Source organism: Salipaludibacillus sp. CUR1 (assembly GCF_021028955.1).
Classification (GTDB): domain Bacteria; phylum Bacillota; class Bacilli; order Bacillales; family Salisediminibacteriaceae; genus Salipaludibacillus.
In genome coordinates this window covers 1-20,015 of record NZ_JAIWPE010000017.1, presented here as the reverse complement: position 1 = coordinate 20,015, position 20,015 = coordinate 1, and the positions used below count along the sequence as shown (strand labels likewise).

Below are 20,015 nucleotides of genomic sequence, written 5' to 3'. Positions count from 1 at the left end.
AATAAAGGAGGAGAAAAAAGCATGAATGAAAAGCATTTTGACCGTATCAAGAATAACCGGGGGTTTATCGCGGCGCTCGACCAGAGCGGCGGAAGTACTCCTAAAGCTTTAGCTGCTTATGGTGTGACAGAGGATGCCTATGACAGTGAAGAGGATATGTTCAACCTGGTGCACGAAATGAGAACGCGGATAATCACCTCCCCAGCTTTTAATTCCGATCAAATTATTGGCTCAATTCTGTTCGAACAAACAATGGACCGTGAAATTGAAGGGAAATATACGGGCGACTATCTCGCCGAAAAAGGCATCGTCCCTTTTTTAAAAGTCGATAAAGGGCTTGCTGATCAGGAAAATGGCGTTCAGCTTATGAAGGATATAAATAATTTAGACGACACGCTGCGCCGTGCGAATGAACGGCATATTTTCGGAACGAAAATGCGCTCCGTTATCCACGAACCAAATGAAGAAGGCATTAAAGCTGTCGTCGACCAGCAGTTCAAAGTGGCAAAACAAATTATCGAAGCAGACCTCGTCCCAATTATCGAACCTGAAGTCGACATTAACAGTACGGACAAAGAAAAATCAGAACAACTCTTGAAGGACGAAATTTTAAAGCACTTGGAAGATCTGTCTGACAGCCAGCACGTCATGCTGAAGCTGACCATCCCAACAAAAGCGAACGAGTATAAAGAATTAATCGACCATCCTAACGTCGTTCGCGTCGTTGCTCTGTCCGGCGGCTATCCGCTTGATGAAGCAAACCAAAAACTGAAAGAGAACGATGGCCTGATTGCCAGCTTCTCACGCGCGTTAGTCAGCGACTTGAGCGTCGAACAGTCTGACGAAGTATTCAACCAGCAGCTTCAGCTCGCTGTTGACGCCATTTATGACGCGTCAGTTAATAAAAACTAATTTTTTAATAAAGACCGGCCTTGAGGAAAGCACTTAAGGCCGGTTTTTTTTGGCAGCTATGGGGTGGAGACGCGGGCGTGGGAGTGTGTTTTACAGGAGGGGATTTTTGTCGAAATTTGTTATATGGTAGAGTTCTGTATTTATACGGTAGAGTTTCTCTTCTATACGGTAGAGTTCCCCATTTATAACGTAGAGTTCCTCTTTTATACGGTAGAGTGCCGGCATTATAAGGTAGAGTTCCCCAGCCGATGACTACAAGTATAAGGCCGAGCCTCTCCAATAAGCATTACCTAATAGAATATAGGGAACAGCCGCTGACCTCCGCTCTATAACATCCTTGGGAAACCTCTCTGATGTCACCGACACGGCCTTCCGCATAATAGTCAAAGCCCCGTTCCATAATCCACGGGGCAAACAGCTCATCAAATTCTTCCAGAAGTGTCATAATTCACGCTCCTTTTCCACAGCATTTCTTATACTTCTTCCCGCTCTCACATGGACAAGGTTCATTCCTGCCGATCTTTTCACTTCTGACGGGTTCCTGCCGGAAATCATCTGCCTCCATATCTTTAACCAAATCTATAGCATCATTCGGTGGTAAATAATTATCATTTTCCTCATATAAATTCTCAATCTCAATGTCCTCTTCACCTTCAACTAGTTCAAAATAGTAATCCGGCAGCTTCTCGAGTTTAGCCATATATCCTTCACTATCAAAAAGCTCCCCTGCCTGTACCATATAATAGAAATCATTAATAAAGACAGCGCCAATCATTTTCTTGGATTCCAGTTCTGTATACCCTTATTTTTTCAGTCTATTAAAAACCTCGGTTATACCTTTCGGTTCATCCGCACGTATCTGGTCTTCCACACCTTTCAATACGGCAGCCTGCATATTTATTAACCATTTGCCACCTCTCCTTTTCACACAATTTTAACGGTACAAGTATTATAACTTTGAGTTACCTGAACCATTAAAACAGCCTCATTTGGCGTTTTTCTGTTTGTTCTTTACCTTCGACCGCATAGCCGAGGCGCTTATAACCTTTCAGACGTTTGTCGTACATTGCCAGTAACTTCCCTACATTGTGGTCCACATAATCATAAACTTCGACAGTATCCTTTCCATCATAGGCACGGTGCAGCCGGCCAACGTATTGCTCCAACGTACCTTTCCACGAAACTGGCATTGCGAGAAACATTGTATCAAGCCTTGGGTCATCAAAGCCTTCTCCTATATATTTTCCGGTCGCTATAATAACACGTTCTTCTGTTTTTGGTATATACTTCAGTTTCTCTTGCAAAGCAATCTTTTCCTTTTTTTTGAGTTGGCCGGTTAATATGATGATATTTTTCGCAAACCCTTCTAACCTTTTGGCAAGCAGTTCTACGTGCTCTATTCTTTCGGTCAGTACAAGCGGACTGCGGCCTTTATCTAAGGCAAACAAAAGATCATTAAAAATCAGGTCATTCCGCTTTTCATCTTTTACAAGGTAGTCCAGAAGCTTTTGGTATGGCATCTCTTCCCTAAAGGGCTGAAAGGATGTCTTCCTCGGCTTTAAAATGTGATGGAAGCTTCTAACGTCTGCCATATTCTTCGAAGTTACCTTATACCGAATTGGGCCACATTGCATCAGCATGAGGGGATGAAGACCGTCTTTTCTCACTGGAGTAGCCGTGAGCCCATGGACATACGCCGCATCTACCTTTTTTAAAATTTCCTCAAAGGAATAAGCAGAGATATGATGACACTCGTCTACAATTACTTGCCCGTAGCGGTGTTGCAGGGGACGATTACGAATTGTCTGGATTGTGGCAATATCAATAATCCCGGTAGGCTTCTGCTTTCCTCCACCTATTCGGCCTATTTGATTCAAATCGATGTCCAATAGTGACTGCAAGCTAGCAACCCACTGGTCGAGGAGCTGGTTACGGTGAACAAGGACAAGAGTGTTCACCCCTCGTTCATGAATTAACCCAGCAGCTACGACGGTCTTTCCAAACCCTGTTGCCGCAGATAGCGTACCCGAATGATGAGGAAGAAGCGCGCTAACTGCCTCCTCCTGCATTGGATAAAGCGTTGCTAAAAGCTTTGCTTTAATTTTTTTTCCGTAACACCTCTTATCCTGAATCCTATGTTCAGGCAGCTGAACTCGCAATTCCTCCGCCTCTCCTCTCGGTATAAGGATATACTCCTCTGTCTCGTCATATCCTGAGATCCGACTCGGAATTCGATTTGTAGAGAAACGATTTGCCTTAGCCTTATAGTACTCAGGGTTATGAAACGAGCACACTTGTTTGAGCTCTTCAAGCTGTTCTGTCGTAAGAATATTTTTTGGGACCGCCAACCCTTGCTTGTGAAAACCACCTTCTCTACCGGCACATTCATCAAGTGGTTGGCCTGATCGCATCATATCAGCAAGCTTCGCGTCCAACTGTTTCCAAGAATATCTTGGTCTATTCTCTAAATAACCCCACTGATTATTAATTTCATTAAACTGTTTATCAATAAATATTGTCTTTCCTTCCTTCCGCCTTTCTCCTTGAAGAGGTAGAGCAATGAGATTCCCAATTCCACCTTCTTTAAGTGTATCCTGGGTCGGAAACATACGGTCAAATGAAGATAGTTTTTTCTTCCCTCTCAATTCTGAAGCTTTTTCCAGAAGACTCTGCCCTATTTTTCTTGCAGTCAATGCAGGCACCGATTCCGAGAAGAAAATCCATACGTGACAACCTTCTCCAGACCTCGAACGCTCCAGCGTTACGTCTAAATTAAAATGACGACATACTTCTGAAAGTGCTGTTACATCCGGCTCCCATCCTGAACGGTCAAAATCGAAAGCTAAAAACCAGCATTTATGCTGGCTAGATAGTGCATAAACGCCTACTGTTTTCTTTCCGGAAAGGTGCTCATAAATCACATTTGGCGTTATCGGCTCGAAGTCGCCATTCGATAATGTCACCGGAGAATAGCCTGACTTTTCACCTTTTTTCCATCGAACAGCATATACATCTGCACGGCCTTTAAACAATGACATAAATAGGCTTATACGTTTCCGAATCGCCTTCTCTCGTTGTTCACGAGTGACATCCCGAGGCAGCAATCCGTGCTGTTCCAGAAGTGTTCTGTATCTCTTATTCTCTTCTCTCAACCTTTCACACTCCATTAAAGCTGCCTGTAGCTGCTCTTCAACCGACATAAGCTCCCTCCATTCGCTTAGCGAGCATCAATGTATTTCTTTAATTATACCTATAAATACTTTCAAAATAGAAATACATACAGTCACTTTCACACAAATAATGACTAAAGTTATTTTCTTTTTATTATTAAACAAAAGAATGTTTACGAACACAAGTTCCCATTATATAATTATAGTATACTTCTTACTTCTACGATTTCGGGCTGGTTCCTTTCCAGACTCTTCCAAAATCGCCAGCACGCGCTTCTATAACCTTCATTGGCATCAGTCATCCCAGGAACTGCTACCTAACGCCAAATCCAATACGTAAGGTGGTGAGTGGCGCCCGAATATAGTTCGACCTTCTCTTTTGTTTTTGATAGAAATCAGTTAAACTAGCTATTAAAACTGCTCCGGTATGTAAAATTTCCACTTACTAATTTCTTAACCTGGGAGGAATTGTAATGAGCGACAAATTACTTCATGAAATCATAAATACATTGAATGGTATGAAAAGCGATATCTCTGAACTTAAAGAAACAACTGCTCGAATGGAGAAAAAGCTCGATACAACATTTGATCAGACTGGGAAACTGACAGAGCAGCACGATACGATGATGGCCCGGCTCGATAAGATGGCTACGAAAGAAGATCTTGAGTTTTTTGACATGAAACTGGGTAAACACGACCGTGAAATTTACGATCTGAAAAAGCAGGCATAACAAAGCCCCTGACTTGATCCACTCAAGTCAGGATTTTTTTCTATTCCCCAGTTTACTTCCTCGCAATTCCCAACATCTTTGTCTCAATTCTTACTCCCTTTCATCCATTCAGTTATCAATCAGCAAAACAAGCATATTTATTAAATAACCATTTAAAAACACTTTAAAATGAGGGGGATTAGCGTGGAAACTGAAGCAAAGGAATTTGGAATGAAATTTATATTAGCAGTGGTCAGTTATATAGCAGCCGCTATATTTACAGGCGTCGGGTTCCATAAACTATTTGTTTATGAAAGCAATGACAGTCTTTTTGGAGAAGGTAAAAATGCGTATGTAGGGGCCGATGCGTATAACTACATAATTAATGCCAACTACGCAACGGCTTACTTTACGTTAGCCATTCTCTTTACAATGATAGGAAGCACTTTTTTAATAGCGAATTACCTTACAAAGCGGGCTGAGAAAGAAGGCTGCGATGATGGCAGCACTGCCGACACAAATTAAACAGATGACAGTTCAATAGATGATAATAGGTGAAGCGAAAATATCGCTTCATCTTTTTTAAAAAGGTAAGCTTGTTCGATTCTGTATTCCAGTCAGAGACAGACCTATTGCCCCTCCCCAGCCTGGAGATCCTATAAAGCAGGAGAAAAGGCCCCATAACTGAAAAAACCCTCATCTAACAGATAAATGAAGAGATGGACAGTGGGCAAGTACTTGCCACACTTAGTATTTACTGGTGTGGCAAATTTTTATAAAAAATAACTCAGTTTTCTCCACTAACTATACGAGCATCATTCTGTATAGATTTGTCGAAGGAAAAAAGTACCAAATTAATTAAATCAGATATATAATCGAAATAAAGACAATGCACTGCTATTTCATGTGGCCACATAAAAGAAAGCGCAAAGTCCTATATATTTAAAATTTTGTATAGGGAAGCGATGAGGTATACCTCTTATTTGGACACCTTGAGGTATATGAAGCTAGTGGTGTAACCGGCCCTCTTATTTAATTTTTACTATTGTTTAAAAATTGATTTAAGAGGAGAGATCTATTATGAAAAAAGTATTATCTGGATTAGCAGCAGGTGTATTGGCCTTTTCGTTATTTACAAGTGCTACGTTCGCAGCGGTATCATTCGATTCATCTACTGGCACAGGATTTGTTGGAAAAGGCGATGTGCAAACAGCTTTAGGTTTTAATAATGCCCAATTACAATCAAATGCTGGAACCCTTGAATTTACTTATGAGTCTGTAGATACTTATGCAATAACAGTCTCATGGACGACTGGTGAAGGGACACGCGGAGAAAAAACTCACTATGTCGATCATAAAAGAACTTCTTCTGTTACAAGTGGTGTAGAGTATAATGCCAGAACTGCAAAGCAAGTTAATGGATTTACTTTAGACGGTTTCGACAACCCTGTGGTTGAAGGCGATATTCCTCAAGAAGGTGATCAATTCCCAGGTAACTCTGGTCATACTGTAGTGGACGTGGAGCTTGTTTCAAGCAATAGTACGTTATATGTAAACGGAGCAGCATTACAGTAGGATATAATAAGTTTCTAAAAGTTTAACCATCTTGAAAGCTGTTGTTATTGAATGGCTGAAGGGTGGGGCGTTGCGATATACCTAGTGAGAATAGATAAATTGATTTAAAGGGAGTTTATTTTAAACTCCCTTTTTATATTTTTAATAGTAAGTCATAAGATATTTATGTTTATTCATCTGTATTTTACTTAAATCACGGAAATAGCCAGGACAATTACACCATGCGTGTGAATATATGGAACGCACTACTCAAATCATTGTTTCTGCCAATTGACAAGTGACAGTGGCACATCAAAATAATTCGGCAGATGATATAATGAAAAAGACTGTTTTATACAAATAATTTATCAGGGGTATAATACCCGTTAGAATGCCTTGAGGATGGTGAGAATGCTGAAAAAAGTCACAGTTCAAAATATAGTTGAAACATTTTCATTGAAAGTATTAGCCGGGGAAAAACATTTAAATAAAACAATTACACAATCAAATGTCCATCGGCCAGGACTTGAATTCGTCGGTTATTTTGATTTTTTTCCGACTGAAAGAATTCAAATATTAGGGACAAAAGAAATTACCTATTTGCACATGTTAAGTAAAGAAGAACGGAAAACCCGGATTGGAAATATTGTTCATTACCATCCTCCTTGTTTTATCGTCAACTCCGAAGAGGAAGGACTTACATATTTAACACATCATTGTACAGAAGAAGAAATCCCGTTATTAATTACAAACCATAAGGAATCATCAACAGATTTTATTGAAAAACTGAGATTATACTTGTCAAAAGAACTGGCTCCGCAACTATCCATACATGGCGTATGTATGAATGTGTCCGGCATTGGCATATTGCTCCGGGGAAATTCAGGGGTGGGAAAAAGTGAGACAGCCCACACGTTAATTGGTCGTGGCCACCGTCTCGTCGCTGATGATATTGTGGTGCTTAAGAAGATCGGCCTTCAGGCTCTTCTCGGAACCCACGATAAAAAAACGAAGGAATTTCTGGCTCTTCGCAGTATCGGCTTGCTGAATGTAGTCCGTTTATACGGAAGTAAGGCTTTCCAGGAAGAAACCCGGATTGCTCTTGATATTAAATTGACGAAATGGGAAAAGGACGACTTGAATAACGAGTTGGACCAGGAATTTCACTATACGGAATATATGGGTGTTAAAATTCCTTCCGTTGAAATTCAAGTTCAGCCTGGACGTGATGTGGCAGGATTAATTGAAGCAGCTGTACATAACTGGATTCTGAAAAAACAAGGATACAGCGCCGCAGAAGAATTCATGAGCAGGATTGAAAGCGAGATTGAGAACTCTGACTAACCGGGTGCAGGCATTGTCTTAATAGCATCCGAAGTGGTAGAAAAAAACCTGTTCAAGTTAGCCCATTTCAGCTGACTCGAACAGGTTTTTTAAAAGATTTTTATTTTGAAACCCTAAGCCAGCCATGTACTTGCAGTCTGCCTTCATAAGGCCCTGATAATTTAAGTCACTGTTTATTCGTCAGGAAGCAAGACAACCTTGCCTAATTTTCCTGCTTTTTTAAAATAAAGTTGAGCTTCTCCCGCTTTTTCTAAAGGAAAAGTGCAATCGATTACTGGTTTAATTTTTCCTTCAGAAATAGCGTGAAGCATACGTTTGAACTCTTCCCTTGTTCCCAACACAGAACCATAAAGAGTAATATGCTTTAAGTACAACGTTCTAAAATCAAGTTCTGTCTTCTGACCGCCCGCAGAGCCAGATGTACAGAATTTCCCTCCTTTCTTCAGTACGTGAAGGGACGTTGAAAACAGCGCATCGCCTACCACATCTAATACTGAGTCAATCGGCCCCTCATTGACTTCTATTATGTCTTCAGCAAGGTTCTTTGAATGATAAGACAGTACATGAGTTGCGCCCAGTTCCTTCATTTTTTCTTCCAAACTTAAGTCACCAACAATGGCAATCACCTTAGCACCAAATACTTTAGAGGCAATTTGTACATTTAATGATCCAACCCCGCCATTTGCTCCAGTTACCATAATAGACTCTCCAGGCTGGACTTGAATTTGTTCTGCCATATGCCATGCTGTCAAACCACTAACAGTAAAAACAGCACTTTCTGTGAAATCGGTAAGAGGCATATCAAAACAAAGGTTAGCCGGCCACACGACATATTCCGCATATCCGCCATCATATTCTGACCCTATAAAGGACATATCTTCTGAAATATGTTCGACACCATTATCTCCAGTAGATGTAAATGGGAAAAGGACAACATTTTTTCCAATCATGGATTTATCAACAGAATCCCCTGCCTTGACGATGCTTCCTGTTATATCAGAACCGGGCGTACGAGGAAATTGTACTCCCTCAGGTCTCCATCCTGACTTTGAACCAGTTCCATAAGCGCCTTCTCTCATCCAAATTTCTGTATTATTTATTGCACAAGCTTTTACTTTAATTAACACTTCATGTTCTTCAGGTTCTGGAATAGCTTGTGTAACCACTTCTAACTTATCTACATCACCGTATCCTGTGACTTTTACTGCTTTCATAACGGTTGCCACCTCTTTTGTTTAAATTAGTCCAGTTTTAATTATATATTCTTTCATAGCTTCTTCAAAATAACAGCTTCGTTACTTTAAGTGCACCAATTCTTAAGGTTAGATTCTAAACCCTTAGGTGTTTTTCCTCAGTCAGACTTTGTTTGCTCAGTAAGTTTCTTCTGTTCAATACCGACAAACCGGTAACCTTTATTCAGCTATCGTCTCTCGAGATAACCTTGGGCCTCCTGATTTTTGACATGAAAAAACCACCTCCGAAAGGGAGATACTTACTTCATTTAATCTTGTTCTACAAATTCAACATCGATAATCTCTAATTCATCAAATTTATAATTATCCATGTCTTTATAGAATTCCCGGTCCGCAATCGGTAGTTTCTTCAAATATTTTTGAAGCCTGCTAGATAGCGGCCTGAACGTTGCATAGGTGACTCTACCAGAAGTAACCGCACCAATGATTGGAACAGCCTTACTCACGCCTCTTGCAAATACTTGTTTTGTCATTTTAAATCCCAATTTAGTCGAAATAAAAAAGCCACAATTTGCGGAGAGGGGAGTCACTTTTCCTTAAAGGAATTAATATATTTTCATTGAATACTTATCATAGACTTATAAAAGGAGGAATCGTTTATATGGCAATGGAAATAGAGCAGCAAATTAAGATGAAAGTGGTTATGTCGGATTGCAGAAGATACAGGTATCTCTATACAAAAGTTTGGGATGAGAATAAACCGGGGGCAACGGTGATAATGCTTAATCCCAGTAAAGCAGATATGGTGAAATTAGATAAAACTGTTCTAAGTTTAACTAATTATTTTGTGAGTTCTGAATTTGGGCAGTTTAAAATTGCCAATATGTACAGCTTTATGTGTACAGAACCGAAAGACTTAAAGTATAAAAATGAACTACTGGAAAAGGTAAATGACAGCTTTATTCAAAGAGCCTGCGAAGGGACAGACTTTATTCTCATCGGTTGGGGAAGTGATCATAATAAACGTAAAGGCAGAAAGAAGGAAGTTGAACAGTTATTGCGAAACCACTCCCATAAATTAAAATGTTTTATTGATTCACAGAACAAATCCCCTCGGCATCCAAGAGATATAGCTGATGACTGGAGGCTCATTGACTATAAATTCAGATACATATAATATACTTTTAAACAATTAACCTTATAACATTAAACCCCTAGACTCATCTTATCAACTGCCAGAAAAAGAACAGTGGTCCTCTTTTAAATTAGTCATAATCCCTAATTTAAAATGAAATTTTTATATTATAGAATATAGTGATCTCTTCTATTTTATATTTCTTGACCTAACTAACTCGAAATAATTTCCCCTAAGTGATCTCACTTTTTACAACTTTATACTCTTTATAACCCCTATAAAGAAAAATAAAGCAGATGACTTCACCCCTGTGATCATCTGCCTTTCGTTAAAAGTAACATCCCAAATTCAACGCCATGTGAAATATTCACCGTGCAACAAGATTTTATCGGGAAGTGACAGGCATCTTAAACTAATTCCCTATGAGCTAGCTGGGTCAGTTTCCACAACATACTATTAAAGCTCTTTCACTACCTATAGGAGCAAGTAAATTATAGCTGTTAACGCCATTACGTTCGTGGCTCCAAAGACCAAGATAATATACCGATTTAAGGAGTTCTGCCTGTTTATTACCTCTAACTGGATTTCAAGCCTTTTAATTTTCTCCTCATTCTTAGCCTGTAAATCTTCATGTACAATTATGAAATTATCTAATTTTCCGTTCAATGCACCCAACTCTTTGTTATAAGTATCGCCTAATTTTATACTTTCATTATTCATACGGTTAGCAAGGATTTCTTCCGAGGATTTTATCAAAGTCCTGAGTCTTTGTTCCACTTCAGTTATCTTTGTTTCTGATCTATGCCCAATACTGGCTATCTTACTTTCCAGTGCCTCCAGCCGTTCCCCATGGTTGCTGCTAAAATCCTTTATAATTTCACTTTGACCATCTATATTCTTTATAATAGAATTTGAAAAATTTATAATTTCTCCTGATAATTCTTTTAAAGCTTCAAACTCAGTATCTAACTGATCTGTTAATTCATCAAAAACTTCACTCTCAATTTCCTGAACAAGTGTATCAGGTATAGTAGCCATCTCTTTTTCCAAAGATAATGAGATATTTTTTACAGCTTCCATTTTCTTATAGAGTTCTTTTGTATGATGATTAAAAACTTCATGCAGTCCGCTGTAATATACATCATCGTTAATTTTTTTAATTATATTTATGGCATCCTCATATTTGTCCTGCGTGGAACGGGTTTTATTTTCAACCATTCTTTATTACCCTTTCTCCCTGAATTAGTAAGGTATTCAGCTTTTGGTGCATAAGCCACAATTCTCCTGTGCTTCCCCTTGCCAATCCTTCATTTAGCTTATTAAATTCTGCGAGCCACTCTTCCATTAAAAGATTATCAAAAAGATCCAGCCTTCCCTTGTCTTTTAGCCATTCTTCCTTTACTAGCTTCTTCCGCTTTCTTAGATGATGATAATTTTCTAATAGCACAGCCTTATCTTTTTCACGTTTTTTTATTCTATTTTGTAAAGAATAACCTATTGCTTCTATTTCTTTAAGCTTTTTCTTTAATTGTTTTACTGCTTCCTCTTTTGCCTGATTGCATTCATTTTTGTATATATAAATAAATCTGCAAAAATCATGGATAATTGTACTAAGCTTTTCTCTGTCAGCTGTCTTTTCAAGTTTTTTCTTTGAGGTGAATATATTCTTAAGAGTACGATTCTCTGTTCGTACTTCTTTGTTGCTGTATTCAAAAGATATTTCATACTTATCTGGATTAAAATGTTGTGTGTCGGAGACGATATAAGACAGTTCATCAATCTTCCCCTTAAAAATATAATGGGCTGCTCCAAGCAGAGCATTCCTTACTTGATCTATCTCATACTTCCCCATGAGTTCCTCAGACCAGTCGTTTTCTGTTTTACAGGATAACCCAGCGTGCAGTGACCAATCAATTATTTGTTTTAACAAGGAAAACAAAGATTCATCTTCTATTTGCTTTTCAGGCAAAGTGGGCAAATCGTAAATATAAACTTGCTCAAGCTCATCGATTGTTTCGTTTAGCCTGTCCACTTTACGTTGCAATGTTTTAATACCTTTTTTCTCGTAATCAATTCTCTCACAAAGTTTTTTTATTTCATTTTTTAATTCGCTTTTTTCAAGCTCTAGTTTACTAAGTTCTTCTTTTTCCTGATTAACTAAAGTTACTTCCAGTTTACGATAATTTGCTACTTGTCCTTCAATAGTTTTATTTTGAGAGAGGTCGGCAGATAAGCTTTGGTAAATATCAGTCAGCCAAGGAGCGACAGTTGAAGCTATTACATGATCTTCTCTTTTTAAGTGGTTCCAGGAATCTCCGAATTCCAGCGGGTATACACCTTCAAAATCCTTGTTTATAACTCTGGTTAATTCACTTTTGTTATGAGCCAGAAAATCTTTTTTATTAGTAATTCTCCTATTTTTTATTTTTTTGTAGACCGAGAGATCTGTAACACTCTTTGTTAGCACTACCCTAAAACGATTTGGGTTTTCGAACCAGCGTTTAAATTCAGGCAGATGGATATTTTGCAGGTTAACAACTTGATTAGCTAGTTCCATTAAGACGATAACATCGCAAGTGTTAAACTGATGCTTCAATAATTTTGATACATAGTTGGATTCTTTCTTTTCTCTTGTGTCAAACCCCGGTAAATCCAAAAGCTGAAGGTTTCTGCTTGATTCTATAAGCACCGGATTAGTAATATAACGCTTTGCTATATACAGCTCATAAAATTTAACCTGATCCTCACCGTCTGCATAACTTTGCTCAATTTCCTCCCGCAGCTTCTTTAAATAATCCTCCAGTTCAGAGACTTCATGAAAGATGATCTCCTTATCATTTACCAGATCTGTAATTTTAAAGTTCTCGTCTTTAGAACGCCCGTAGCTGAAAGTAGTAATAGTTGCTGATTTTCCTTTTGGCCTACCACCCCGCAACGCATCAGATACTTCTGTCAATTCCTCAGCTCCAAGACCAAGAAGAGAAAGTATAAATGTGGTTTTACCAACCTGTGTCGGTCCGTAAACACCAATTTTCACCTGGTCTTTTACTACATTAAGATTATCAAAACGTTTAAATCCATTATTAAAATTAATGATTGCCTTTTTTAACCAGTTATCATTATTAATAAGCTGGTTCAAATAATAATTTTGCATTTTTCACCTCTTTGGAAAAGGCTTTTGTATCTTTTTTGAGTTCATTCGTAAGGTAAAGTACTTTTTTATGGGATAAATAATCAGTTGAATCAGTCAACCTTTCATTCACGATTTCTGCATACATCTCTTCAACCCGATTATAAATATCTTCATATATTCCAACTACACTTTGGCTATAGTCTTCTGCTAAATTATCAAATATAGATGCCCCTTGCTGGGACAACCCTATCTTTCTTTCGTTACGCTTCACAGTTTGTACATGAATAGTTTCAAGAGATTTCAGCAACAGTAGTGAACCACCTACAATACCTAGCAGTGCCCCGGCTGAAACGGTAATTCCTACACTGGCCAACGCGGCAGAAGCGTTTTGGAGAATATTCAGTTCACCATCGATAGCCGCATCTACTCCTAAAACTATTGGGATGCTCTTCAGAATTGTCCGCGTCATAAAGATGTTTACAACCGCATTCTTTTCAAAGCTTTTGATTTTGTCTTTAGCTTCCTTCTCCGCTTTTTTTATATCCGGACGTTTATCCATCACATTAGTCGGGTCTTTAATTTGTTCTTTAGCTGCATCAAGAATACCAGCCGCAGGGAAAACCTGCCTCGCCAAAGTATTAGCAATGATACCGAGGGTAATAATTTCCTGCCTTTGTAAGTCATCCGGATCAATTTCTTTAAGGTCAAAGTATTTATTTATTTTTTGCAAGCTTTTATTGTAAATTATTTGGTCTTCCTTTAAGGCAAACACTTCTTTGTCCTCCACCTTTTTAATTGAAGTAAAATCAAAAAATTCACTGTCGGCAGTAGCCGGTGGTGGGGTACACTTTTTATCTAATCGTTTATAGTCGTTTTCCATACCAATAATAATATCTGTAGATTTTTGGTACATTGCTTGATCAATTTGTTTGTCATTCAAGGACTTCTCCCATATTTCTGCAATTTTCTTTTCATATTCCATAGATGTTTTCAAAGCGTCTGCAGAGAAAAACGCTTTTGTACCTGTTTTCCAATTTTCATTCTTATCCACAAAATTATTAAATGACTCCTTTGCTGACCTTCTAACCCCCGCCAGCACTTCATCCGTGTCCTTTTTCACTTGTTTAAGAACCTTTGTTTTTAACCTTGATAATTTATTAAGATTAGGCTCCGCTCCTATCCTTCCTATTGCCTTATTTATCTCTTTATTCTGTAATTCAGTTTCAATCAGCTTTTCTATTTTCCTTAAATTATATGAAAGATCCTTGGATAACTCAGTAAGCAGTTCATATCTCCTTTTTTCAAGCCCGGACTGACTGTACTGAAAATTGTTAATAGCTGAATAAAAGTGTTCAAGCCATTCATTTTTAATTGCAGTTTTTAAAACCACTTGTTCACTCTCAACATCAAATTCCTCTAAAAGCTGTGATTTAATTGTTTGGTTTTGCTCAGGATTTATATCAGCAAAGGATAGTAAAACAATCGGGTTGATTTCCCCATACTTCTCTTTTATTTTAGTTATCATTTCAGCATTTGTATTTCTGGCAAAGATGTCTTTCCTCGTTACCAAAACGGCTGCTTCAGATAAATTCAGAATATGCTCCAGCATATTCTGAGAAGCATGAGATGCCTCTGTTTCAAAACCAGGCAAAAGGGCTATCGATTTGCTATCATCCCAAATATGCTGAAAGGGAACTTCCAGTTCAAACCAAAGCGTGCTTTCCTGCGGAGAAAGCGTGGCATTTCGAAGTTCCGATCGTGGAATTTTTTGGCGAACCATCTTATTTGTTATAAAATCAAAGAAAACATCATAAGCTATCGGTTCTTTAATCTCCTTTTTTTCGGTAAGCAGCACTGGCTTTACCTCTCCTCTACTTGGATTCTCTGGAAGATACTCATCCCCTAAATCATACAACTCATTCAAGAAAGTTGTTTTACCGCTTCCCTGTAGACCTGTGATAGAAATAAATTCTCTATTAAAACTCTCCATCATAAAAACTAAGACGTTATGTATCTTTTTCAAATGTTCAATTGCTTCATGTGCTTCCTCTTTATGATTTTTAATATTCTCAGATTCTACTTCTAATAATACTTTCCTCAAGTTTAAAAATAATCGCCGATTTATATTGCTTAAAGTAACTGAGTCCATAGTCCATCCTCCTAATTGTTATTTATTAACACATTACGACAGAAATGTGTCAAATCCTCTAATAATTTCTATATAGGCTTACTTTTCTACCATCCCCCATTCACCGGCTTCCTAATTAACACGCATTTCTCCATAAAAATATATAAATCTATTTCCAATACTTAGTTTTACTCGTATAAAAAAAAGTGAAAAGCCCCCGTACAGAAAAATTCCTCATTAAAAGAGTAATGAAGAGATGGACAGGGGGCACGATTATGAACAGAACACTATTAGGAGTACTCTGTTTATCTTTAGCGGGAAGTCTGTGGGGAGGATTGTTTGTCTTCACAAAATACGTATTAGATTATATTCCTCTTTTCACGTTAATCTGGCTGCGCTATATGATCGGCTTTTTAGTATTATACTTTCTTCTGAAATGGCACCAGAAAAAGTATGGACAAAGAAAATCCTATACCAAGAACGACTGGCTGGTTCTTATCAGGCTTGGGTTTATCGGTTATTGTGTCACGATCGTTGGCCAGTATACAGGTGTAGAGCTGTCTAACGCTTCAACAGGAGCGCTCATCATACTGTCCGTGTTATATTTAGGTATTGCAGCAACGGCAGGGACATTTTATTTGTGGAATAAAGGAATGGAATTAATGGATGCCAGCGTCGGCTCGCTGTTTCTGTTTTTCCAGCCGCTTGTCGGAGGCCTGCTCGGGTGGCTCTGGCTGAATGAAACCATCGGCCTGGACTTTCTCGCCGGCGGCCTGCTGATCATGCTCGGCATTGTTATTGCCACTTGGAAGCATAAGAGCAAGAGGTACTAAAGGAGAAAGTATAAGAAGAGAATGGCATAATGGGAACGGATTTGGAGCCACACTTAGTATCTTGGTGTGATTTTTTTGCTGCGGAGTTCTTTTAATAAAGTTTTTTCGGTAGGAAAGAACGTAACTTTGTCAAACCATATTGCCCATAATGTTTTGTATGTGGGGTACCGTATGTCCGCGACAAAATGTGTTTACTTATGACTTATAACAATTAAAAAGAGATATAGTTAGTTTATTTAATTTTTTCGGCTGTCGTTGTGGCATTAGCTCTCATTTAACGGCCAAAAGATCACTCCGCCCGGGCTGTGAAATAGTTATTTATTGATATTATTGTTTTCCATCTATACTATTATTCATTCTAGTAAATTTTAAAAAATAACTCAGTTATGGGCATGAAACTGTAGACCCCTCATTCTGTAGAGGCTTGTCGATTGGCTCTCAGTCTTTAGAAAAATGTTACTGCTATCGATTTTTGACCTAAAACTGCCAACGAATCGTGTCTAATTTTTGCTATCCAAGCTGTCCCATTTAAGAAATAGATATAGAGGGGAGTTAGACTCACCCTCTTTTTGCTATTTTAATGAAATTCACCATTTATGATGTCTTTAACCATATGATCATCGATGATACGTTTACCAGTCTGCGCACCATATATCAGGCAATGCGTGCACAATTTATTGATAATTCTTGGTGTTCCGCTAGAGAAGTGATAAATTTCCTCAATAGCTGCGCTTGAAAAGATCTCTGATCCTGCTTCCGCGTAATTAAGAGATGCTTGAATATAGGCTTCTACTTCTGAACGGTCATAGTGCGGGAATTTATATTGTAAATCGATCCGTTGCCGGATCGCTGAAAAGGCTTGAAGCTTCAAGCGATCCCAAAGCTCACTTTGGCCGACAAGAAGTAAAGCCATCGGACTCATCGCATCCATGTTAACGTTAAGTAAGAAACGAACTTCCTCTAACATTTCACGATCAAGCAAATGAGCTTCATCTACAATAACCACTGGGTGTTGGCCATGAATGCCTCTCATGATTTCAATTTGCTGATGGAGCTGCCTTTTGGCGTCTCCTCTATAAAACTTTGCTTCACAGCCAAGCTGTTCTAATAGGCCTTTATAAAAGTGTCGAGGCGTTAATTTAGAATCAGATAGATAAAGGGCTAGATAATTTTGCACATCCAGTTCATCAGTAAACCGTCGAAGAAGCGTTGTTTTACCAGTACCTGCGTCTCCCGTTACGACCATGAACAACTGGTGACTAGCCGCATAATGCAACCGGCCAAGCACTTCCTCGAAACGAGGGGCTTCATACAATGATTCCGAAGGAACTGTCCGACTAAATGGCGTATTATTAAATCCATAGAAGGTCTCAAACATTATCGTAATCTCCTTTCAACTGCTTTGTAGGAAATCACAGGTGTTTGAATACGATCTTTCTCTAACTCAACTTTTTCTGCGGCATCAATTATTCGCGAATGCTCACTGGATACTTTCCCAATACCTTTCGGCATTTCAGGTCGCTTTCCTGTTGATTTACCAATAATCAGTTTCGTTGCTTGCCACGGTGTGTGATCTTTATATTCAATCGTTAATTCTGAGATATCACATGGGTCGAAGACCACATCCACCTGTTCTCCGATAAACGGTAGTCCCACTTCATATTTTTCGCCTCTAAAATTGATACAACCTGATTTATCTACTTTTCTGCTTTCCGTATGTAGAAAAGCCCGGCTGAGCTCTTCAGGGTCAATATAGCGAATGGGCTCAGAATCTTTCTGGAAAACAGTTTGAGGCGTTTCCCCGTCCGGCAAGGCACTATGTGAATGCTCTTGATACCATTGCTTTGACCAAAAATAGAATTGTCTGTTTAACTGTTCTAGGCTCACGGGTGGGTTCAATTGAATTTCTTGAAGAAACACATCGACGTTACGATTAAACCTCTCTACTTTCCCTTTCGATTCTGGTGAATACGGTTTTGCATATAACAAACGAGTACCCAGCTTAGCACAGGCTCTGCTCATCCACTTCGTTTTATACTGTTTACCATTGTCAAAATAGACACGTTCTGGCACACCATATTCACTGACAGAGCGACGGAAGCCCTCTTGAACAATGGTTTGATCCAGTGTTCGGTAAAACATGCCGTGAATCATATAACGGCTCGCATCATCCAGAAAAACCACAAGATAGACTTGTTCTTTTTTTTCCGTTTGGCCCGATTGGTAAATAAGGGCCGTATTTAATATCGGAATGCCATAGTTGATTTCGATGGGCATGCTGGTAACGACGTGATGCTATTCCAGGATCATTGTACAATCGAATATGACGGGAACTGTAGCCTCGCCTGCTTAATTGTTCCTGAAGTGTACTTCGTTTTATATCCCCAGGCTGTATGCGCTTTTCCATTTCCAATAATTTAATGATCTGCGAGATGCTTCTGGATGGCACCTCTCGTCTTAAATAAATGGCCTCCTCCAGAATGTCATCTGGAATAATGCTAGTCCCACTTCTACCTTTTGATTTGGGCTTTAATCCTTCAAATCCTGCTTCATTGTAAGCTTTGACATACCGCCGAATCGTTCGTTCAGACAATCCAGTTTGTTCACAAATTTTGTCCCGGAGATGCTTAGCTTGCCCTGAGTCTATTCCTTTGGCGACTAAAGGTGCGATTATCTCCATTCGTGTTGCGGCAACGGCTTCTTGTGATTCACGTTGAGTCATCACATTGTCCTCCCTTGTAAGAAAAATGATTTCTTTCTTACTTTATGATCTTTTTAGGGAGGACAGGTACGCAAAACGGGTCTGTAACCAAGAATGGGTATTGACGATGGGTCTGACAAGACGAGTCAGCCAACCATCTTCAATACCTACAAATTCCCCAATTAATTGAAGTACGGACGAATCCCTTGGGGATGATGGATTCGGTACCTGCATAAAGTAGCGAAGCATAATGGCTTGAAGACAGCGAATGGCGTTGGCTAACCATAAAGAAAACCAGCGGATCCAACGACTTAACGTAGAAGATTCCGCTCCGACTGGTAAGCGATCTTTGATCTTATTTTGTGGATGAACAACTGCCTCGATAGAGGCGGCATCATAATGTTTATGAGGAATCAAAATATCTGGTAACTCATGATGAATAGTAAGACAATCATCACATTTGAGGCGTCTAATGCGTAAATTAGAACGGTTCCCATTCATTTGCTTCCAAATTCTATTCCGGCTTCCAATCACATTAAGTTTCTCTCTACACACTGGGCAAGGGACAATTTCCGTACTTCTAACAAAAAAGAGTTGGATCCTGCTGTTGAATAAGTGAGTACTGTGTTATAATGATCATAGTTTTGGGAGAGATCCAAAGGATAATCGTTGTGGTGACGGTCGACATCCTTTGGGTCTCTTTTTTTCCTTTCTGCGGCCTTTTATGACAGTATACTCGACAAATTTTGGACAGGCAACGTTGTCAGCAATCAGTCATTTAAAGCTAGCAGAAACAGAAAAACCCTTATGTCCCTCGGATTTAATAAAGCAAATTGTTCCACAGTCTTTCTTATAAACACTTTTAGGTGTTTCTTCGTCCAGCAGTTCACTCTGTGAACTATCTTGAAAGAACCGCCCAAGAATGTCTCTGTACTAGTCTTTAGTAAAAGATGAGTGACGATCACATCATTACAAAGCTTATCGAAAGCAACCATTAGATTGATTTCACCTCGTTTATTCTTCTCTTATTGTTATTATGTATTTATCATCGTTACCTCAGCTTACTCATCCATTTCCTAGATACACTCCCTCTATAAAGTTTAATTTTCTTCTAAATACTAACGGATACTTACAATTTCACAAACACCAGATAAGATTCTCACGCATAAATATGGATATATATTGAAACTGGAATATATTTT

General features: G+C 38.8%; 17 protein-coding genes, 1 pseudogene and 1 riboswitch. Of the genes and pseudogenes, 7 read left to right on the top strand and 11 right to left on the bottom strand.

What is annotated here, in order from left to right:
* Positions 1-21: 21 nt before the first annotated feature.
* A complete protein-coding gene (locus K8O68_RS03700) occupies positions 22-912 on the top strand; it encodes a fructose bisphosphate aldolase (RefSeq protein ID WP_230895592.1) in 891 nt (296 codons plus the stop codon).
* A 286-nt stretch (positions 913-1,198) separates the two neighbouring features.
* On the opposite strand, the gene K8O68_RS03695 is transcribed toward K8O68_RS03700, so the two are convergent.
* From K8O68_RS03695 to K8O68_RS03685, 3 genes are all read right to left on the bottom strand, one after another.
* Positions 1,199-1,357 (bottom strand): hypothetical protein, encoded by a 159-nt coding sequence (locus K8O68_RS03695; protein WP_230895591.1) that lies wholly within the window; start codon positions 1,355-1,357, stop codon positions 1,199-1,201.
* Positions 1,358-1,360: 3 nt separating this feature from the next.
* Positions 1,361-1,687, bottom strand: a complete 327-nt coding sequence (locus K8O68_RS03690; RefSeq protein WP_230895590.1) for an SEC-C metal-binding domain-containing protein — start codon at positions 1,685-1,687, stop codon at positions 1,361-1,363.
* Positions 1,688-1,886: 199 nt separating this feature from the next.
* Positions 1,887-4,112, bottom strand: a complete 2,226-nt coding sequence (locus tag K8O68_RS03685) for a DEAD/DEAH box helicase (RefSeq protein WP_230895589.1) — start codon at positions 4,110-4,112, stop codon at positions 1,887-1,889.
* Between the two features lie 443 nt (positions 4,113-4,555).
* Here K8O68_RS03685 and K8O68_RS03680 point away from each other — a divergent pair, with 443 nt between their 5' ends.
* The 4 genes from K8O68_RS03680 to hprK all read left to right on the top strand — a co-directional run bounded on the left by K8O68_RS03680 (position 4,556) and on the right by hprK (position 7,690).
* Positions 4,556-4,813 (top strand): hypothetical protein, encoded by a 258-nt coding sequence (locus K8O68_RS03680; protein ID WP_093048565.1) that lies wholly within the window; start codon positions 4,556-4,558, stop codon positions 4,811-4,813.
* Positions 4,814-4,996: 183 nt separating this feature from the next.
* Entirely contained in the window at positions 4,997-5,317 is a 321-nt protein-coding gene (locus tag K8O68_RS03675; protein ID WP_230895588.1) for a hypothetical protein, read from the top strand.
* A gap of 424 nt (positions 5,318-5,741) precedes the next feature.
* Positions 5,742-5,826, top strand: a riboswitch (cyclic di-GMP riboswitch).
* Between the two features lie 46 nt (positions 5,827-5,872).
* Positions 5,873-6,367 carry a hypothetical protein gene (locus K8O68_RS03670; protein WP_230895587.1) on the top strand — a complete coding sequence of 165 codons (495 nt, stop codon included), beginning with the start codon at positions 5,873-5,875 and terminating at the stop codon, positions 6,365-6,367.
* A 393-nt stretch (positions 6,368-6,760) separates the two neighbouring features.
* Positions 6,761-7,690: an HPr(Ser) kinase/phosphatase gene (hprK, locus tag K8O68_RS03665; RefSeq protein ID WP_230895637.1), complete on the top strand. Its 930-nt coding sequence runs from the start codon at positions 6,761-6,763 to the stop codon at positions 7,688-7,690.
* 173 nt (positions 7,691-7,863) lie between these two features.
* Here the strand turns inward: hprK and K8O68_RS03660 are convergent, their stop codons facing one another.
* Complete coding sequence (locus K8O68_RS03660) at positions 7,864-8,904, bottom strand: zinc-binding dehydrogenase (RefSeq protein WP_230895586.1); 1,041 nt, start codon at positions 8,902-8,904, stop codon at positions 7,864-7,866.
* 287 nt (positions 8,905-9,191) lie between these two features.
* Positions 9,192-9,416, bottom strand: coding sequence for a hypothetical protein (locus K8O68_RS03655; protein ID WP_230895585.1), 225 nt, complete (start codon positions 9,414-9,416; stop codon positions 9,192-9,194).
* A 128-nt stretch (positions 9,417-9,544) separates the two neighbouring features.
* Here K8O68_RS03655 and K8O68_RS03650 point away from each other — a divergent pair, with 128 nt between their 5' ends.
* Entirely contained in the window at positions 9,545-10,060 is a 516-nt protein-coding gene (locus K8O68_RS03650; protein WP_230895584.1) for a DUF1643 domain-containing protein, read from the top strand.
* A gap of 432 nt (positions 10,061-10,492) precedes the next feature.
* On the opposite strand, the gene K8O68_RS03645 is transcribed toward K8O68_RS03650, so the two are convergent.
* The 3 genes from K8O68_RS03645 to K8O68_RS03635 are packed head-to-tail and all read right to left on the bottom strand — an operon-like array spanning position 10,493 to position 15,300.
* Positions 10,493-11,236 carry a hypothetical protein gene (locus tag K8O68_RS03645; protein ID WP_230895583.1) on the bottom strand — a complete coding sequence of 248 codons (744 nt, stop codon included), beginning with the start codon at positions 11,234-11,236 and terminating at the stop codon, positions 10,493-10,495.
* Complete coding sequence (locus tag K8O68_RS03640; protein ID WP_230895582.1) at positions 11,229-13,172, bottom strand: dynamin family protein; 1,944 nt, start codon at positions 13,170-13,172, stop codon at positions 11,229-11,231. Before K8O68_RS03640 ends, K8O68_RS03645 begins: the two co-directional genes overlap by 8 nt.
* A complete protein-coding gene (locus tag K8O68_RS03635) occupies positions 13,141-15,300 on the bottom strand; it encodes a hypothetical protein (RefSeq protein WP_230895581.1) in 2,160 nt (719 codons plus the stop codon). The genes K8O68_RS03640 and K8O68_RS03635 overlap by 32 nt, the downstream gene beginning before the upstream one ends.
* Positions 15,301-15,554: 254 nt before the next feature.
* Between K8O68_RS03635 and K8O68_RS03630 the strand changes: the two genes are divergently transcribed.
* Positions 15,555-16,112: a DMT family transporter gene (locus K8O68_RS03630; protein ID WP_230895580.1), complete on the top strand. Its 558-nt coding sequence runs from the start codon at positions 15,555-15,557 to the stop codon at positions 16,110-16,112.
* A gap of 577 nt (positions 16,113-16,689) precedes the next feature.
* Here the strand turns inward: K8O68_RS03630 and K8O68_RS03625 are convergent.
* The 3 genes and pseudogenes from K8O68_RS03625 to K8O68_RS03610 all read right to left on the bottom strand — a co-directional run bounded on the left by K8O68_RS03625 (position 16,690) and on the right by K8O68_RS03610 (position 19,368).
* Positions 16,690-17,490: an ExeA family protein gene (locus K8O68_RS03625; protein ID WP_230895579.1), complete on the bottom strand. Its 801-nt coding sequence runs from the start codon at positions 17,488-17,490 to the stop codon at positions 16,690-16,692.
* A pseudogene (locus K8O68_RS21695) lies at positions 17,490-18,834 on the bottom strand (DDE-type integrase/transposase/recombinase). Before K8O68_RS21695 ends, K8O68_RS03625 begins: the two are co-directional and overlap by 1 nt.
* A 42-nt stretch (positions 18,835-18,876) precedes the next feature.
* A complete protein-coding gene (locus K8O68_RS03610) occupies positions 18,877-19,368 on the bottom strand; it encodes a DUF6431 domain-containing protein (RefSeq protein WP_370640480.1) in 492 nt (163 codons plus the stop codon).
* Positions 19,369-20,015 lie beyond the last annotated feature (647 nt).

Coding starts and splice junctions, on each gene's coding strand:
- K8O68_RS03700 (WP_230895592.1), top strand. CDS start 22: ATGAATGAAAAGCATTTTGACCGTATCAAGAATAACCGGGGGTTTATC.
- K8O68_RS03695 (WP_230895591.1), bottom strand. CDS start 1,357: ATGACACTTCTGGAAGAATTTGATGAGCTGTTTGCCCCGTGGATTATG.
- K8O68_RS03690 (WP_230895590.1), bottom strand. CDS start 1,687: ATGATTGGCGCTGTCTTTATTAATGATTTCTATTATATGGTACAGGCA.
- K8O68_RS03685 (WP_230895589.1), bottom strand. CDS start 4,112: ATGTCGGTTGAAGAGCAGCTACAGGCAGCTTTAATGGAGTGTGAAAGG.
- K8O68_RS03680 (WP_093048565.1), top strand. CDS start 4,556: ATGAGCGACAAATTACTTCATGAAATCATAAATACATTGAATGGTATG.
- K8O68_RS03670 (WP_230895587.1), top strand. CDS start 5,873: ATGAAAAAAGTATTATCTGGATTAGCAGCAGGTGTATTGGCCTTTTCG.
- K8O68_RS03660 (WP_230895586.1), bottom strand. CDS start 8,904: ATGAAAGCAGTAAAAGTCACAGGATACGGTGATGTAGATAAGTTAGAA.
- K8O68_RS03655 (WP_230895585.1), bottom strand. CDS start 9,416: ATGACAAAACAAGTATTTGCAAGAGGCGTGAGTAAGGCTGTTCCAATC.
- K8O68_RS03650 (WP_230895584.1), top strand. CDS start 9,545: ATGGCAATGGAAATAGAGCAGCAAATTAAGATGAAAGTGGTTATGTCG.
- K8O68_RS03645 (WP_230895583.1), bottom strand. CDS start 11,236: ATGGTTGAAAATAAAACCCGTTCCACGCAGGACAAATATGAGGATGCC.
- K8O68_RS03640 (WP_230895582.1), bottom strand. CDS start 13,172: ATGCAAAATTATTATTTGAACCAGCTTATTAATAATGATAACTGGTTA.
- K8O68_RS03635 (WP_230895581.1), bottom strand. CDS start 15,300: ATGGACTCAGTTACTTTAAGCAATATAAATCGGCGATTATTTTTAAAC.
- K8O68_RS03630 (WP_230895580.1), top strand. CDS start 15,555: ATGAACAGAACACTATTAGGAGTACTCTGTTTATCTTTAGCGGGAAGT.
- K8O68_RS03625 (WP_230895579.1), bottom strand. CDS start 17,490: ATGTTTGAGACCTTCTATGGATTTAATAATACGCCATTTAGTCGGACA.